14 protein-coding genes are annotated in these 16,459 nt (G+C 36.4%); 4 read left to right on the forward strand and 10 right to left on the reverse strand.

Annotated elements, in window-relative coordinates:
* Nucleotides 1-21: 21 nt before the first annotated feature.
* Together VB796_RS21890 and VB796_RS21895 are read right to left on the reverse strand one after the other, a co-directional pair.
* Nucleotides 22-1,443, reverse strand: a complete 1,422-nt coding sequence (locus tag VB796_RS21890; RefSeq protein ID WP_323348727.1) for a Gfo/Idh/MocA family oxidoreductase — start codon at nt 1,441-1,443, stop codon at nt 22-24.
* A 136-nt stretch (nt 1,444-1,579) separates the two neighbouring features.
* Nucleotides 1,580-2,014 (reverse strand): GNAT family N-acetyltransferase, encoded by a 435-nt coding sequence (locus VB796_RS21895; protein ID WP_323348728.1) that lies wholly within the window; start codon nt 2,012-2,014, stop codon nt 1,580-1,582.
* Between the two features lie 102 nt (nt 2,015-2,116).
* Between VB796_RS21895 and VB796_RS21900 the strand changes: the two genes are divergently transcribed.
* Entirely contained in the window at nt 2,117-3,340 is a 1,224-nt protein-coding gene (locus tag VB796_RS21900) for an alpha/beta hydrolase family protein (RefSeq protein ID WP_323348729.1), read from the forward strand.
* A gap of 138 nt (nt 3,341-3,478) precedes the next feature.
* On the opposite strand, the gene VB796_RS21905 is transcribed toward VB796_RS21900, so the two are convergent.
* The 8 genes from VB796_RS21905 to VB796_RS21940 all read right to left on the reverse strand — a co-directional run bounded on the left by VB796_RS21905 (nt 3,479) and on the right by VB796_RS21940 (nt 12,424).
* On the reverse strand, nt 3,479-6,886 hold the full coding sequence (locus VB796_RS21905; protein WP_323348730.1) for a HEAT repeat domain-containing protein: 3,408 nt from the start codon (nt 6,884-6,886) through the stop codon (nt 3,479-3,481).
* A gap of 131 nt (nt 6,887-7,017) precedes the next feature.
* Nucleotides 7,018-7,785, reverse strand: coding sequence for an SDR family oxidoreductase (locus VB796_RS21910; protein ID WP_323348731.1), 768 nt, complete (start codon nt 7,783-7,785; stop codon nt 7,018-7,020).
* A 91-nt stretch (nt 7,786-7,876) separates the two neighbouring features.
* Nucleotides 7,877-8,659: an SDR family oxidoreductase gene (locus VB796_RS21915; RefSeq protein ID WP_323348732.1), complete on the reverse strand. Its 783-nt coding sequence runs from the start codon at nt 8,657-8,659 to the stop codon at nt 7,877-7,879.
* A gap of 34 nt (nt 8,660-8,693) precedes the next feature.
* Nucleotides 8,694-9,521 (reverse strand): amidohydrolase family protein, encoded by an 828-nt coding sequence (locus tag VB796_RS21920; RefSeq protein WP_323348733.1) that lies wholly within the window; start codon nt 9,519-9,521, stop codon nt 8,694-8,696.
* A 113-nt stretch (nt 9,522-9,634) separates the two neighbouring features.
* Nucleotides 9,635-10,489, reverse strand: a complete 855-nt coding sequence (locus VB796_RS21925; RefSeq protein WP_323348734.1) for a fumarylacetoacetate hydrolase family protein — start codon at nt 10,487-10,489, stop codon at nt 9,635-9,637.
* 15 nt (nt 10,490-10,504) lie between these two features.
* A complete protein-coding gene (locus tag VB796_RS21930) occupies nt 10,505-11,170 on the reverse strand; it encodes an SGNH/GDSL hydrolase family protein (RefSeq protein ID WP_323348735.1) in 666 nt (221 codons plus the stop codon).
* A 128-nt stretch (nt 11,171-11,298) separates the two neighbouring features.
* Nucleotides 11,299-12,063, reverse strand: a complete 765-nt coding sequence (locus VB796_RS21935) for an SDR family oxidoreductase (RefSeq protein ID WP_323348736.1) — start codon at nt 12,061-12,063, stop codon at nt 11,299-11,301.
* A gap of 31 nt (nt 12,064-12,094) precedes the next feature.
* The gene (locus VB796_RS21940) at nt 12,095-12,424 is read right to left on the reverse strand and encodes an L-rhamnose mutarotase (protein ID WP_323348737.1); all 330 of its coding nucleotides are present in this window, start codon (nt 12,422-12,424) and stop codon (nt 12,095-12,097) included.
* 171 nt (nt 12,425-12,595) lie between these two features.
* On the opposite strand from VB796_RS21940, the gene VB796_RS21945 reads away from it, so the two are divergent.
* From VB796_RS21945 to VB796_RS21955, 3 genes are all read left to right on the forward strand, one after another.
* Nucleotides 12,596-13,363, forward strand: coding sequence for a TerC family protein (locus VB796_RS21945; RefSeq protein ID WP_323348738.1), 768 nt, complete (start codon nt 12,596-12,598; stop codon nt 13,361-13,363).
* Between the two features lies 1 nt (nt 13,364).
* On the forward strand, nt 13,365-13,580 hold the full coding sequence (gene yidD, locus VB796_RS21950) for a membrane protein insertion efficiency factor YidD (protein ID WP_323348739.1): 216 nt from the start codon (nt 13,365-13,367) through the stop codon (nt 13,578-13,580).
* Between the two features lie 108 nt (nt 13,581-13,688).
* Nucleotides 13,689-16,223: a M14 family metallopeptidase gene (locus VB796_RS21955; protein ID WP_323348740.1), complete on the forward strand. Its 2,535-nt coding sequence runs from the start codon at nt 13,689-13,691 to the stop codon at nt 16,221-16,223.
* Nucleotides 16,224-16,459 lie beyond the last annotated feature (236 nt).

Raw genomic sequence — 16,459 nt, forward strand, 5'->3', positions numbered from 1 at the left:
CATTATGTTGGAATGAAAATATTACTTTTTCTTTGAAGGTTTTGCTAATTTGATAGCATACGGAGCTCTTTGTTCACGAGCTAATAATTTGTTGGCTTCTTCATCATTTTTGAACCTTTCTGTTTTCGGATTCCAATAAAGTTTGCGGTTCAATTTCATGGCAGCATGATGCAATAAACAGGCAGAACATGAACGATGACCGATTTCGGCAGGAGCGAGGGGTTCTCGTCGGGTAACGATACTGTCAAGCCAATTGCCATGATGGTCGTTACTTTCGCGCAAATGAATTTCGTTTGGTCCAATCACCGATGTTAATAATTTCGGGTCGCTGGCATCTAATTTCTTCGCTGCATTTTGTTTAGCGATTGGGTCACTGGTGGTAACGGCTGAATCACCACGAGAAACAAAAATCCAACCCTCCGTTCCTTCAAAACGAATTCCATTTGGAATTTCATTGCTCACCGTCATTTGTACACCATTTTCGTACATGGCTTCCGTTCTGAAAATTCCATGAACATTCCATAAGCCACTTTTCGGGAAATCTGCTTTTCCCCAAATTTCAACGGGGCCTGTATATTCGGTATTCATTGCCCAGTGAGCAGAATCTATGTGATGGGCTCCCCAACCCGTTATCATTCCTGCACCGAATTGCTCACAACGCAACCAACCTGGGCGGTCAAAACCTGCATGAGGATGCACCCGTTTTTCGGTATAATAAACGTCTGGCGTAGTGCCTAACCACATATCGTAATTGAGATTTTTAGGAATTGGCATTTGTGGTTCTTCATCACCAGAGGGGTCGCCAGGTAAGCCAACATATACCCGTTGAAGCTTGCCAATTCTACCGTTTCGTACTAATTCTGCGGCATATCTAAATTGATATGCTGAACGTTGTTGGCTACCCACTTGTACAATTCTCCCTGATGCTTTTACGGCATCTGACATCATTCTTCCTTCAGCAATTGTTAAGGAAGCGGGTTTTTGCATATAAACGTCTTTGCCTGCACCAACTGCATGAATCACGATTGGAGCGTGCCAGTGGTCGGGCGTACTTACCAAAACGGCATCAATATCTTTGTTTGCCAATAAATCTTGATAATGGTCATAGCCTTTTACCCCTTTGAAATCTTTGCCTGTTTTCTTGGTGTAATATTCATTTACTAAGTTTTGAGCTGCCGTAACCCGATTACTATCCAAATCGCAAACTGCCGTAATTTGGGCATTGTCATATTTCCAAACTCCAGGCATATCATGTCCACGAGAGATTCTCCCAACACCAATTGCACCGATATTTATTCGATTGCTTGGTGCGTTTTTACCAAAAACGGATGCTGGTAAAATAGTTGGAAATCCGCTAATAATGGCGGCACTTCCCAAAATCCCTTTTGAACTTAAATCAAGAAATTTCCTTCTTGAAATAGAATCATTTTTTTCTGAACTCATATAATTGTCGGATTGTTTTTGGTTGATTTAAACCGATTGCATCATGTCGTAAATATAGATTTTTAAACAATAAATAGTATCCTGTATTTATAATTATTGAAAGAAATAATAAAATATTTTTTACTCGCTATCAATTTTATAAATTGATTCGATAACTAAAACCATGTTTTTCAAAACCTAAATTCTCATAAAATTGATGAGCTTCTACTCGTTTCAAATTGCTGGATAGTACCATTTTATAACAACCCAATTGGCGACATTTTTCAATGGCAAAAGTCATCATTTTTTTTCCAATACTATTTCCTTGAAACTTTTCAGAAACGACAACATCTTCAACAATACCCGAAGGCGTGCCAAGATGAGCAAGATTGTCCATAATTAGTAAGGCAAACGTGCCAACTACTTGATTATCAATTTCAACCACATAAATTTTATAGTTAGGATAGCTTGATATTTTATCGAAGATTATTGCTGCATCATCAGCCGTGAGGACTTCTCCTTTGTCTAAAACTTCTGCGTATAGACGTAATATTTGAGGTAAATGTTTTTTGGAGGCTTCAAGAATAGTCATTTTAATACCTTATTTTTGTGAAAGTTCACTTTAATTATTCATGTTAAAATGTACAAATTTTGTAAAAATATCGTTAAACACAAGTACCAAAATATAACAAAAATGACATCAACTCATAACAGATTCAAAATTTATTACCTTATTCTTCCTGTATTATTTTTTCTTCTGAATGGGTGCGGAAATTCATCAACTTCCGACCCAACTCCTCAAGCGAATAAATATTTGGTGAGCAGTTCCTTGATTGGAGAATATTCAAAAAGTGCATTACAGTCTCGTGCAGATGGGTTAGGCGGAGGTTTAAGTAGTCCAGCCGTGACTATTTTTGTAAATTCTTTGTTGAAATACAACATCAAGGCTTACAAAATCATCTACAAAACGAAGAATATTGATGGAACAGAGATTCAAGCCTCTGGTGCGTTAATTATTCCATCAGCTACGGAGGCATTGCCGATGATTAGCCAACAACACGGAACAATCAGAACCGATACTCAAGCACCGTCAAATTATCAACCAAGTAGCGAAGCATATTCGATTGCGTCGATTTTTGGCTCAAATGGGTACATTATTGCTTGTCCAGATTACATTGGTTATGGCGTGTCAAAAAGTATTCAACACCCTTACGAACACCGTGAAAGCTTAGCACAAGCGAGTTTGGATATGATTAGAGCTGCATCTGAGTTTTTGGCAAATGAAAAGATAAATTGGAATAAAAAACTGATGATTACGGGTTATTCTCAAGGTGGTTTTGCCACAATGTCTTTGCAAAAAAAGATAGAAGAACAATTTCCAACGGAGTTTAATTTAGTCGCATCTTCTTGTGGTGCAGGGGCTTACAATAAATCTCAGTTCATGAAAGATTTGTATAACACTACAACCCATGCCATTCCAGAATACAATCAATTGTATATTTGGGTTACTCAAACGTATAACCGAGTTTATGGTTTAAATCGGATGATGAATACCTATTTTAAAGAGCCTTATGCTACTGATATTCAAGCGAATGGAAACAATGCTAATGTCAATATTAGTTTTAATTTAGCAATAAATGAGTCTTTCAAAAAAGCAGTCAATGACGGAACTGATACTCCATTTTTGAATGCAGTAAAAGACAATGACGTGTTTGATTGGGCTCCCAAAACAGAAACACAATTATATCATGGTGATGCAGACCAACAGGTTTTTTATTCCAATTCTGTTACTGCTGAAAAAGCCATGAAAGCAAAAGGAGGGAAAGTGAATCTTTTTACAAGCGAAGGTGGTACGCATGGTTCAACGCTTCAATATTACGCTATTGGAACTTATACTTTTTTTACGGGAAAAAGGTAATCAGATGGTAGTGGCGAATAGTATTCGCCAACGCTCAAATTGAACTTGGCGAATGCCATTCGCCACTACCATTACCAACAAAAAAAACGTCGATAAACATTAAGCTTATCGACGTTTTTTGTAACTGAAATTGCTGTTTTATTGTAATGTACTCAAATATTCTACTACGTCTCTAATTTCTCTTTTAGAAAGTAAACTTCCCATTGGAGGCATACCAGATGCTACGTTTTCTCTTTTCTTGATTCTCCCAACTGGAACAACTAATGGTTCAGCATCGGAAGTAGTAATGGTTAATTCCGTTGCGGTTTCTTTAGCTAATGTTCCATTTACTTCTTGTCCATCCACAAGTGTTAAAATAACACTTCCATAACCTGGCGAAAGTCTCGCACTTGGTTCAACGAGTGCTTGTAAAATCTGCTCTCTTGTCAAAGTGCTTCCGATTTTGGTTAATGAAGGACCAACAGAACCACCTTCGCTACTGCCGACGGTATGACAACGAACACATTGTGCGGTGCTATTGTAATTGAAAATGTTTTTGCCTTCTTGTCTATTGCCACCGTGTAATGATTCAGCATATTCACCCAAGAATGAATCAGCTTTTTTCAAACCTGCAATTTTTGCTTTTAATTCTTCAATTCCAGAAGCATCAACTGTTTCTTTTAATTCTAAAGAAAGACTTGGTGAAATTTTATTGTTTTTCAATTGCTCAATCAAATCAGACAAAATTACTTTTGTTTTGTCGGCTTCCATTTTACCCAAAACCGTCAAAAGTTGTTGCTGTTCTTTAATGCCACCTTTGGTAAAAATGGTACTTACCAAAACAGGCAAACTCTCTTTAGAAACATTATTATTATTCAAAAGTCCAATAGAAGTTGTTCTTACGGTTTCCGTTTTGTCGTCCATTCCACTTTTGATAACTTCTTCCATTCCTTTGTATTTCAATTGATTAAGGGCAGGAAGTATTGCTACTTTAACTTTATCATTTGAACTTTCTGCATATATTTTTGCTAATTGTTCTGTCGCTTCTGTCATGTTCAATTCTGAAATTAAACCAGCCATTGCAATGATTGTTTCTGGATTTGTTTCTTTCAAGAAATTACTAACATGAGGTTTGATTTTAGCTTTCACCAAAGCCACATCACGTTTGATAATGCCACGATAACGCCCGTCAACTCTGTCAGTTTCAGACGGATTTACCCAAGTTCCTAATGTGGCAATTGCTTCAGATTTAATATTGTCGTCAATATCTGTTCTGGTTGAAAAAGCAATCAAAGCATCTAATTCTTTCTCACCGCCTACTCTCAATGCTGCATTGATAGCTCTTCGTAAAAGTGGCTCAGCCGTAAATCTTTTTTCATTTAATACAGATGCCAAAGCAGGTAATGCTGCCGAAATAGACAAATCATCATTAATGCCACGAGCGGCTTCTGTAACAATATATTCATCTTGGTCTTTCAAGAATGTAGTGATATTAGGATTGCCTAATCTTCTCAATACCAAAACAGCTGCCGTTCTCAAAGCCTTGCTTGAGTTATTGGCTAATGCCAACATTGGCTCAACTTTTCCAATTTTCGATAAAGCCAAAACCCCTGCGTGTCTCAAATACAAATCGGTATCATTATTTGACGAAAGCATTTCAATCAAAGGCTGAACGGCATCTTGTTGAGCCGTTTTTCCTAATGCCTCTGCACTAAAGAATTTTACTCTTGGATTATCGTTTTTCAGAAGCGTAATTAATGTTGAACCTGCCCCTGTAATTTTGGCATCCCCAATCATTTTTGCGGCTTGAGCAATAATTTCGGAGTCCTTATCATTCAATAAACCAATCAAAATTGGAGCAACTGTTTTATTGGTACGAGCCATTTGTCCAACACCCCAAATACCATGAATTCTTGCTAATTGGTTTTCTGTTTGAGTAATGGCTTTTTTCAAAACTACTAAACCTATGGCACCTCTTTCAACCAATTCAAATTGAGCTTTCTGACGAATACGCATATCTACATTGCCAAGCAAAGTATATAACAAATCGGTTGTTTGTTTAGCATAATCCAACTGAATTAATCTTTTGGTTTCAGTTCTGATAGCATCTAAATCATTTTTATCTTTTGTAACGTCGATTTTCCAAACTCTACCATAATTCTTTGCGTCCCAACCATTTATCCAGTCGGCAGCATATAAAGCTCCATCTGGTCCAAATCTGATTCCCGTTGGTAAAATACCGCTAACGATGTCTTTTTCACCATCTAATTCAAAGGTTGCACCGTTTGGTTTTAAACCGAACGACCAAATATGTGAGCGTGTAGGTGTTCCAACGAATTCCACCAAGAAGAATTTGTTTTTCCATTCTGCTCCCAAAGCCGTTCCTGGATTATAAACCATTCCTGTTGGGCCATTATGATAATTCATCAATGGCGGAATGATATACGCTGCCTGACCTTCCCAACGTGGTTTGAAAAGCTTTTCATTCATCCAAACATTATATTTGTTATTCTTTGGGTCGGTGTATTTACCGTATTGCCAGTTTGAACGCCATCCTGCATCGGAACCTTGAACTACGTGAACTAAACGCTCACTTTCTCCAGGGTAATCACCGTCATTATCAGATGAAATTAAGTTTCCGTAATCATCAAAAACAAATTCGTGGGTATTTCGTAAACCTGAAGCAAAGATTTCAAAATCACTTCCATCTGGATTTGACCGAGCAATAATTCCTGAGTTAGGATGTTCAAATTTCTTTCCATCGGCAGTGGTAATATTTGCCCCAATGTCACCGATATTCCAATAAATTCTACCGTCTGGACCTTCAATTAAGCCCGACATTCCGTGTCCACCAAAACCAATATGCACGCCATAACCGTGACTAATAGACTTTTTTTGGTCATAAACGCCATCACCATTGGTATCTTTCAAACGCCAAACATCTGGAGCAATGCCGATAAAAGCATCTTTTTTACGGACTAAAATACCGCCCGCAACGTCAGAAATTTCTTCGTTAAAATCATTTAAAACTCTCGTAGAAGTTTCTGCAACGCCATCGTTATTTTTATCTTCAATTCTCCAAACTTCGTCTTTTTCAACTTTTAAGTCTTTCCAATCATGAACGCCATCTTCATTTAAGTCTTTCAACCAACCGTTTTTATCACTTTTGTCAGCCGAAAACGTTTTTCTTAAAAAGGCACGTCTATCCTCTACCGTTTTGAAACTGATAGATTCAGTCATCCAGTCACGATGTCCACGAATATCAAATTCAGAATTTTTCTGACGGTTGGTTCTGATTAAATAAATTTTTCCCCAGTCATCAATTGACATCGCAACAGGGTCTGGAGCGAGAGAATCGGAAGCCCAAAGGCTTACTTGTAAACCATCAGCAACTTTGATGGCGGTTTTATCACGAATTTCTTTTGCTTTTGAAAGTACCGTTTTAGGGTCTTCACGAACTACCACAGGCTTTACCACAGGAGCTTTTTTCTGAGCAATGGCAATGTTGGTAATCGTTAAAGCAGATGAAATCGCAAGAATTGAAATTCTGCAAATAGGGGATTTCATGTTCATGGATTGTTAAATAGTAATATTATGTTTAAAAGGTTGTACCCTTGATTTTTTACTGACGAATTATTCGATTTAAGCGTGACATTTTTTTTTCAGAGTATCGATAAACAAACATCGAAAATCGACTATTAATAAGGTGAAACGCCCACCGAAGTCCAACCGCCGTCAATGACCAAACTTTGCCCAGTAATTTGTCTGGAGAAAGGGGATACCAAAAATACGGCAGCGTTAGCAATATCCTGTACGGTTGATGGCCTGCCTGTGGGGGTAATACGTGACCATGTGGAGATATATTCAGAATCTTGGAGGGTTCTTTCAGTTAAAGTTGCCCCTGGTGCAATGGTGTTAATATTGATTTGATGAGGAGAGAGGTCGATTACTAAATTTTTGGCTAATTGCTCAATTCCTGCTTTGGTCATGCCATAAGCGGCTAAATTTTCGTGAGCTTGGTGGGCAGTTACGGACGATGTTAACAAAATACTACCTCCATTGCCTTGCAAAACCATTTGTTTGGTGGCAGCTTGCGTTAAGAAAAATGTACCAAATAAATTCACCTGTAAGAGTTTTTGCATAGATTCTGGTTGATATTCCAAGAAATTGCCGAAAGTGGTAATGCCCGCATTGGCAATTAAAATATCTAATCGACCAAATTTTTTAACGGTAAAAGCAATAATTCCATTAATTACATTTATTTCACAAATATCTCCGCCAAAAGCTTCACAAATACCGCCTTGTTCAATGATTTTTTGGCTGGCAATTTTTGCTAAATCGTCATCAATATCATTTAAAACTACTTTTGCCCCCAAAGAAGATAATTGCCGAGCGACTTCAAAGCCAATACCGATTCCAGCACCTGTGACGATTGCTACTTGATTTTGAAAGGAATTATTTGTCATTTTTTGATAGATTTTATACTCTAAACTAATAAAATAACCTTGCCCGAACGAATCAAACAAGGTTATGTTTTAGTAATACTCAGTTTTTTTTCTACAATAATGCTCGGTCGAGATGGGTATAACCTCCATCCACATAAATGATTTGTCCAGTAGTGTGGCTTGAGCGTTTTGACATCAAGAAAACTACCATGTTGGCAATTTCCTCAGAGGTTGTCATGCGTTTTCCCAACGGGATTTTATCGGTAATTTTAGCCAATGTCTCTTCTGGGTTTGGTAACGTTTTTATCCAGCGGTCGTACAATGGTGTGTAACATTCTGCCACAATTACAGCATTTACACGAATGCCATATTGGAGTAATTCAACTGCCCATTCACGAGTTAGGGCATTTCTACCACCGTTTGAAGCTGCATAAGCAGATGTCCCACCTTGACCCGTTTCGGCAGTTTTTGACCCAATATTTACAATTGCACCTCTCGATTCTTTCAAATATGGCAAAGCATGATGAGCCAATAAATAATAATGAATGAGGTTGCTATGCAATGATTGTACAAATTTTTCGTAATTGCCATTTTCCAAACCAACACCATCATTGACACCTGCGTTGTTGACTAAACCGTCAATTCTTCCAAATTTTTCTACTACTTCCGAAATGGCTTTTGCACATTCATTTGGGTCTGATAATTCCGCTACAAACGACCATGCTTGACCACCAGCCGCTTGTATTTTTTCAATGGCTTTTAAATTGTCAGCTTCGTTTCTACCAACAATGGCAACGTAAGCACCTTCCGTTGCTAAAACACCCGAAATGCCTTCGCCAATGCCTTTTGCACCTCCTGAAACGACAATTACTTTTTCTTTTAGTCCTAAATTCATAATTAATGTAAGTATTGAGGTAAGGTTTATGTCCTTATAATTGATAAAATTTTACGGCATTTGCACCCATAATTTTCTTTTTTTCCAACGTTGTAAAAGACGAAAAATATTCTTGGACAATATTCAATTGTTGTTCATAAGTACCAGCTACTAAGCAAACGGGCCAATCAGAACCGTACATTAATCTGTCTGTACCAAAGGCTTTCACAACGGTATCCAAATAAATTTTGAAATCGGACGTTTTCCAATCTTTCCATTCTCCCTCTGTCACCATGCCTGAAATTTTGCAATATACATTTTGATGAAGAGCTAATTTCTTAATATTTGTTTGCCATGCAGCATATTCACCCGATTTTATGTCAGGTTTGGCAATATGGTCAACTACAAATTTTTGGTCAGGAAATAACTTAACTAAATTCAGAGCCTGTTCCAATTGAAAATGATAAATCAAAATATCATACGTGAAATCATAAACTCCCAATTCTGTAATTCCATTCTTGAATTTTGGTCTTAACATAAATTCGGAATCACTTTCGCCTTGAACAATGTGTCTGAAGCCTTTAATTATTCCGAATTCAGAATAATGTTCCAAACGTTCATAAACATCGTCTGCTAATAAATCAACCCATCCTACAACACCTTTAATGAAGTTATTTTTTTCGGCTAATGCTAATAAAAAATCAGTTTCAACTTCACTTTGGTCGGCTTGAACTGCCACACAGCCTTCAATATTGTTTTGTTTCAAGATTGGTTCTAAATCAGCAGGTAAAAAATCACGCTGAATCACGCTCATTTCCTCATTTATCCAATCCTGCGTTTGTGCATTGTATTTCCAAAAATGTTGATGCGAGTCTATTGTCATATTTTAGGAATTATAGTAACACAGACTTTAGTCTGTAATAAAAAATAGAGAGTTCAGTGTGTGTTACTTTTACAGACTGAAGTGTGTGTTACTTTTACAGACTAAAGTCTGTGTTACTTGCTATAATTTACCGCTTTTTGTTTTTGAGTTCCAAGTCCGTCAATACCCAATTCCATTACATCACCTTCTTTTAAATAAATCGGTGGTTTGAATCCCAAACCTACTCCGTGAGGTGTTCCTGTGGAGATAACATCACCTGGAAGAAGCGTCATAAAGTGACTTAAATAAGAAACCAACGTTGGAATTTTGAAAATTAATTGGTCGGTATTACTAATTTGAAACTGCTTATCGTTTACATTAAGCCACATTTTTAAATTATTAACATTTTCAATTTCATCTTTAGTAACTAAAAATGGTCCAAGAGGTGCAAACGTGTCGCAACCTTTTCCTTTACTCCAGTTTCCACCACGTTCCAATTGAAATTCTCTCTCCGAAAGGTCATTATGTAAGCAATATCCAGCCACATAATCCATCGCATTTTCTTCCTCAACGTACTGAGCTTTTTTACTAATTACAAAAGCTAATTCAACTTCCCAATCCGTTTTTACTGAATTTTTTGGAATGATAACATTGTCATTTGGCCCCGATAATGCAGTAGTTGATTTAAAGAAAATAATAGGTTCTTTTGGAATTTCTGCCCCAGTTTCACGAGCGTGGTCTGCAAAGTTTAGCCCAATACAAACAATTTTTGAAGGACGAGCCACGCATGACGCAATACGTACACCCGATGGAATTTCGGTTAAAGTAATTTTATCATCTTTCAACGTTTCCGTGAGTGCTGAAAGTCCGTCTTTTTCAAAAAAAGTTTCATTGTAATCTTGCACATAAGAAGAAACGTCATACATCTTTTCGTCGATGCAAATACCTGGTTTTTCTTCTCCAATTGCTCCAAATCTAAATAATTTCATCTGATTTTTTTAATATTATTTGATAATTAAAGGTAACATTTTTTCGGCAACAAACTGATTTCCTAAATCGTTCAAATGAACTCTATCAGTTGTTAAAATCCCTTTTTCTTTATTTTCAGGGTTGTTTTTTACGTTATAATCTTGAAATTCTTTTCTTAAATCACATAAAGCAAGGTTGTTTTTAGAGGCTAAATTTCGGATAATTTTGCTATATTGGTTTAAGTCGCCATCTTGCTGATTGCTGGCATCATTTTTTTCACCAATGGCAGCAGGCGTACACAAAATTAGCGTGATGTTATTGGCTTTTATTTTATTGATTAATGCTTGATAAAATTTCTCAAATTTGTCAGCATCAGTGCCTGTACCAGACGTTGCTTTATGCCAAACATCGTTTACGCCAACATAAACAAAAACGATGTCAGGTTTTTTGCTCAAAACGTCATCTTCTAAACGTAAGTACAAATCGTAAATTTTATTGCCGCCAATTCCTGCTCCAACTAATTCATATTTATCTTTTAAGCCTTTTTGTTCAAGCATTTGACCAAACTGAGTGATATATCCTTTGGGTTGTACACCTGCTTGTGTAATAGAATCACCAAAGAATACAATCTTTTTGGGTTTATCCTGAATAAATGAAGTCATTGCAAAAAACAGTGACGTGATAATTAATAGTCTTTTCATTGTTCTGAGATTATGTGTTTGATTGTAACACAGACTTAAGTCTGTATTGAAATTTTCACAGACTTTAAGTCTGTGTTACTTTTACAGACTGGGGTCTGTGGTATTTTTACAGACTGAAGTCTGTGTTACTAATTATTCAAGCGAGTAAATCCTCCATCAATCGGATAGTCGCAACCTGTGACAAAACCTGCTTCATCCGAGCATAAATATAATGCTAAATGTGCCACTTCTTCGGGTTTTCCCATGCGTCCAATTGGCTGAGAAGCTGATAGTTTATCAAACATTTCGTCAATATTTTCGGGATAGTTTTTTGCTAAAAATCCATCCACAAAAGGGGTATGTACACGTGCAGGTGAAATACAATTGCAACGAATGTTACTTTTTAGGTAGTCTTTCGCAACGGATAAAGTCATGGTTAAAATTGCTCCTTTGGACATTGAGTAGGCAAAACGGTCGGAAATTCCAACGCTCGATGCTACTGAAGCCATATTTAAAATAACGCCACTGCCTTGTTCTTTCATCATTGGGATTGCCACGAAAAGGCAGTTGTAAGCACCTTTTACATTTACTTGATAAATGCGGTCGAAATCTTCCTCGGAAGTATTTTCAATATTTCCTACGTGTGCAATTCCTGCATTGTTGACTAAAATATCTACTTTCCCAATTTGCTGAAATACTTCTAATACTTTACCCTGATTTACAATATTGCAAGCATAAGATTTTGCTTGACCACCTTCTTGTATAATTTGGGAAACGGTTTCATCAGCGGCAACTTCATTAAGTTCAATGATGTTGACAATTGCACCTTGTTTTGCAAATAATAATGAAATTGCTCTACCGATTCCTGAGCCTCCGCCCGTAATAATTACGGATTTACCTTTTAATGAAAACATATATTATCGTTATCTTTTAGCTTTAAATTGATTATATTTCAAAAATCTTATCCATAAGCATCCATTTTTCGCCTTCTTTGGCAAAGGGTAATGCTTGTTGATATTTCCACATGAGATTTTCCCATTCTTGAACTTTCGGATTTGAAGCATCCATTTGACCCTTTTTTTCAAAGCTAAAACTGTCCTCTGTTTCCATAATCATCATCATTCGAGTATGTAAACGATAAATTTGCATAGAAATAATACCTGAATCCGTAATACTTTTTTGGATTTCAGCCCAGACGTTTTGATGATAAGCTTCGTATTCGGAGATTAATTGCGGGTTGTCTTTTAGGTCGAGAGTCAAACAATATCTTTTCATGGAGATTTATGATTTTATTGACAAAGAGAACAAAAAACTGCTTATACTCAAAATTTTTAGAGAAAATATTAAAATTTCATTATATCATATCATTTTAAAATCACAGGGTCTGATAATGTAGTCATCCTTTATTATCTTCGTAGGTACATTTTTTAACGTTTAATTCTAAATATGGATTTTTTGCATCAAATTTTTGGGGAGGACTTAGGGGCTGCGGCTTTAATTATTGGCAATTTAATTTTGATTGAAAGCCTACTTTCGGTAGATAATGCGGCTGTTTTGGCAACTATGGTCATGGATTTATCGAAAGAAGAAAGAAAAAAAGCGTTAAAGTATGGTATTTTTGGAGCTTATTTTTTTAGAGGTTTGAGTTTGATTTTTGCCTCAATGTTAGTGAAAATTTGGTGGTTGAAACCCATCGGAGGATTTTACCTTTTATACCTTTGTTATGACTATTTTAAAGGCGAAAGTACCCCTCAGCATGAAGACGATACCCTTGATAAAAAGACAAATTGGTTTTACAAAAAAACGATTGGAGCATTTGGACCTTTTTGGGCAACTGTTGCATTAGTAGAAGTGATGGATTTGGCTTTTTCGATAGATAATGTATTCGCCGCAGTAGCCTTTACTGACAATTTATATATCATTTGTATTGGGGTTTTTATTGGTATTTTGGCAATGCGTTTTGTGGCTCAAGGCTTCGTTAAATTAATGGAACGTTATCCATTTTTAGAAACGGCTGCTTTTTTAGTAATTGGTGTGTTGGGTGTTAAACTTTCGTCATCAGCATTTTGTCATTTTTATGACGACAATTTTCTTTGTAAATTCCTTGAAAGTGAAACCGCTGATATGTACATTTCTCTAATCACGGTTGGTATTTTTGTTGTGCCGATGATTACCTCGTTTTTCTTTAACTTTCCTCGACGTAAAAAGGAGTAATATGTCAAAAATATTTATTTCGATTTTCAGAATTTACCAAGCCATCGTTTCTCCATATTTTCCCAACTCATGTAGATACACACCTACTTGTTCTCAATATATGATTGAAGCAATTCAGGTTTGGGGATTCTGGAAGGGCTTCCGTATGGGTATGAAACGTGTATCCACTTGTCATCCTTGGGGCGGGCATGGTTATGACCCTGTTCCCAAAAAGTAATCAAAAATCCATGTTTGTTCACACACCATACATCAAACGGTTATAATATTTTGAATTCCGTACAAAAGTCAATATACCATCTTCAACAAACACAATAACCAATTTATCATGCAAAATAATGCCAAAACAAAACTGTTTTTTTTATCTTTTCTTCTGACTTTGTTATCTCTATCGAGCAATTTAATTGCCCAAACTGGCGTACAAACTCCAGAAGAATTTTTAAATTTTAAAAAAGGTGACCGTTTTTTACGTCATCATCAAGTGGTTAGTTATTACGAATATATTGCCAGTAAGCATCCATCGCAGGTAAAAATTGTCAAATACGGCTCAACGAATGAAGGTCGCCCTTTGATGGTTGCAATCATTGCATCGCCTGAAAATTTTAGTCAATTAGAAGAAATCAGAACCAATAATTTAAAATCAATTGGTTTGATGGAAGGTAAACCAACCAAAAAGCAACCTGCTATTGCGTGGTTGAGTTATAATGTTCACGGAAATGAATCTTGTAGTTCAAACACAGCTCCCTTTACGATTTATGAATTATTAAATCCGTCAAATGCTCGTTCCAAGAATATTCTTGCCAATACAGTGGTGATGCTCGACCCGTGCATTAATCCTGATGGATATGACCGTTATGTAAATTTTTATAATCAGAAAGTGGGAGGAACGTATAATCCAACTCCGTCGGCTATTGAACACAATGAACCTTGGCCTGGAGGAAGATTTAATCATTATTTGTTCGATTTGAATCGTGATTGGGCTTGGCAAGTACAAAAGGAGACACAAGAGCGAATGGTTTTGTATCGTCAATGGATGCCACATCTTCATGCTGATTTCCATGAGCAAGGAGTAGAAAATCCGTATTATTTCTCACCATCTGCCAAACCTTATCACGAAGATATTACGCCTTGGCAAAGAGAATTCCAAAAGATTTTGGGAGATTATAATAAAAGAGATTTTGATAAAAATAGTTGGTTGTATTTCTCAAAAGAGCGTTTTGATTTACTTTATCCATCTTACGGTGATACTTATCCAACTTACAATGGAGCTTTTGGTATGACTTACGAACAAGGTGGTTCGGGGCGTGCAGGTTTGGGAATTACCAAAAGAGACGGTGATACTTTGACGCTAAAACAAAGAATTGACCACCATTTTAGTACGTCTTTTGCTTGTATGGAGGCCATTTCGAGTAATGCAGACAAAACGGTTACAGAATTCATCAAGTTTTTTGATAATACCCAAAAATTTCCAGTAGGTCAGTATAAATCGTATGTCATCAAAACAAAAGGAAACGAAAGTCGTGTACGTGAATTTTTGACGTTTTTAGATCGTGAAAATTTCCAATACGGAACCGCAGGCAAAGCAATGATGGCTTCTGGTTATAGTTACCAAGATGATAAAAATGCTACTTTTAATGTTGATGCTGAAGACATTGTGATTAATTTGTACCAACCACGTTCAACATTTTTGAAGATTTTATTAGAACCCAAAACGATGGTTGAGGATTCTCTAACGTATGATATTACCTCGTGGTCGCTCCCTTACGCTTATGGTTTGAATACTTTTGCGGTGAAAGATAGAATTAATCCTGCTGGAAAGCCAACGTTCACAATTGCATCTGCCAAAGCCGAAAAGCCTTATGCTTATTTAGTAAAATGGCAAGCATTTAGCGAATTGAAATTATTAGCTTCATTATTGAAAAAAGGGATTAAAGTTCGTTCAGCAGCAAAATCCTTTGAAGTTGAAAATCAATCTTTTAACGAAGGAACATTAGTTATTACTCGTACTGGAAATGAAAAATTAGGCGACCAATTCGATAAAATCGTTAAAGAAGAGGCAGACCGTTTACAAGTAAATTTATTCTCAGTTTCTACGGGCATGATGACCAAAGGCTCTGATTTTGGTTCAGACTATGTTAGTTACCTGAAACCACCTAAAGTGGCTATTTTATCGGGTGATGGCGTATCGCCAACTGCTTTTGGGGCTACTTGGCATTTCTTTGACAAGCAAATTGAATACCCTTCAACTGTTTTAGGAGAAAGCTATTTTGGAACTACCGATTTGTCAAAATTTGATGTATTGATTTTAGCAGATGGGAATTATGGTAAAATTTTAGACGATAAAACCTTGAGTAAAATTAAAGATTGGGTACGTGCAGGTGGGCGTTTAGTAGCTGTTCAAGGAGCTTTAAATGCTTTGGCAGGAAAGGATGGCTTTGAATTAAAACATAAAGAAGAGGAGAAGAAAAAAGAGACTGACGCAGAGAAATTAAAGATTTTTGGTAATGCCGAGAGAGAATCAATTTCCCAAGAAACTCCAGGAAGTATTTATCGTGTCGTGATGGATACAACACATCCGTTAGCATTTGGATATGAGAAAAACTATTTTAGTTTAGTGTTAGAATCTTCTGATTATCAATACCTTAGTGGAGGTTGGAACGTAGGTGTGATTAAAGAGAAATCTTTATTAGCAGGTTTTGCGGGTTCAACTGCACAAGAAAAATTGAAAAATTCTTTAGTGTTTGGCACGCAGGATTTAGGCAGAGGACAAATTGTTTATTTAGCAAATGACCCCGTTTTCAGAGGTTTCTGGCAAAATGGTAAATTACTTTTTGGTAATGCTGTTTTTGTGGTTGGTAATTAATTGCTAACAGTTCATATAAAAACAAAACGGAATTATCTACTATTTGTCGCAAGACAAAATTAGACCACTGATAGAACAGATAAAACAGATTTACACTGATTTTTCTTTAAATTTATCCGTGTAAATCCGTTGAATCAGTACAATCTGTGGGCTAATTTTATTCTGCGACAAATTGTAGATAGTTCCGAAACAAAAAAGCTCTCAATCAAATTGAGAGCTTTTTTGTTAGTAAATTA

This window comes from Arcicella sp. LKC2W (genome assembly GCF_034931005.1).
In the GTDB taxonomy this organism is placed as follows: domain Bacteria; phylum Bacteroidota; class Bacteroidia; order Cytophagales; family Spirosomataceae; genus Arcicella.

Excerpts from the sequence above, each read along its gene's own strand:
- VB796_RS21890 (WP_323348727.1), bottom strand. The coding sequence starts at position 1,443 with ATGAGTTCAGAAAAAAATGATTCTATTTCAAGAAGGAAATTTCTTGAT.
- VB796_RS21895 (WP_323348728.1), bottom strand. The coding sequence starts at position 2,014 with ATGACTATTCTTGAAGCCTCCAAAAAACATTTACCTCAAATATTACGT.
- VB796_RS21900 (WP_323348729.1), top strand. The coding sequence starts at position 2,117 with ATGACATCAACTCATAACAGATTCAAAATTTATTACCTTATTCTTCCT.
- VB796_RS21905 (WP_323348730.1), bottom strand. The coding sequence starts at position 6,886 with ATGAAATCCCCTATTTGCAGAATTTCAATTCTTGCGATTTCATCTGCT.
- VB796_RS21910 (WP_323348731.1), bottom strand. The coding sequence starts at position 7,785 with ATGACAAATAATTCCTTTCAAAATCAAGTAGCAATCGTCACAGGTGCT.
- VB796_RS21915 (WP_323348732.1), bottom strand. The coding sequence starts at position 8,659 with ATGAATTTAGGACTAAAAGAAAAAGTAATTGTCGTTTCAGGAGGTGCA.
- VB796_RS21920 (WP_323348733.1), bottom strand. The coding sequence starts at position 9,521 with ATGACAATAGACTCGCATCAACATTTTTGGAAATACAATGCACAAACG.
- VB796_RS21925 (WP_323348734.1), bottom strand. The coding sequence starts at position 10,489 with ATGAAATTATTTAGATTTGGAGCAATTGGAGAAGAAAAACCAGGTATT.
- VB796_RS21930 (WP_323348735.1), bottom strand. The coding sequence starts at position 11,170 with ATGAAAAGACTATTAATTATCACGTCACTGTTTTTTGCAATGACTTCA.
- VB796_RS21935 (WP_323348736.1), bottom strand. The coding sequence starts at position 12,063 with ATGTTTTCATTAAAAGGTAAATCCGTAATTATTACGGGCGGAGGCTCA.
- VB796_RS21940 (WP_323348737.1), bottom strand. The coding sequence starts at position 12,424 with ATGAAAAGATATTGTTTGACTCTCGACCTAAAAGACAACCCGCAATTA.
- VB796_RS21945 (WP_323348738.1), top strand. The coding sequence starts at position 12,596 with ATGGATTTTTTGCATCAAATTTTTGGGGAGGACTTAGGGGCTGCGGCT.
- yidD (WP_323348739.1), top strand. The coding sequence starts at position 13,365 with ATGTCAAAAATATTTATTTCGATTTTCAGAATTTACCAAGCCATCGTT.
- VB796_RS21955 (WP_323348740.1), top strand. The coding sequence starts at position 13,689 with ATGCAAAATAATGCCAAAACAAAACTGTTTTTTTTATCTTTTCTTCTG.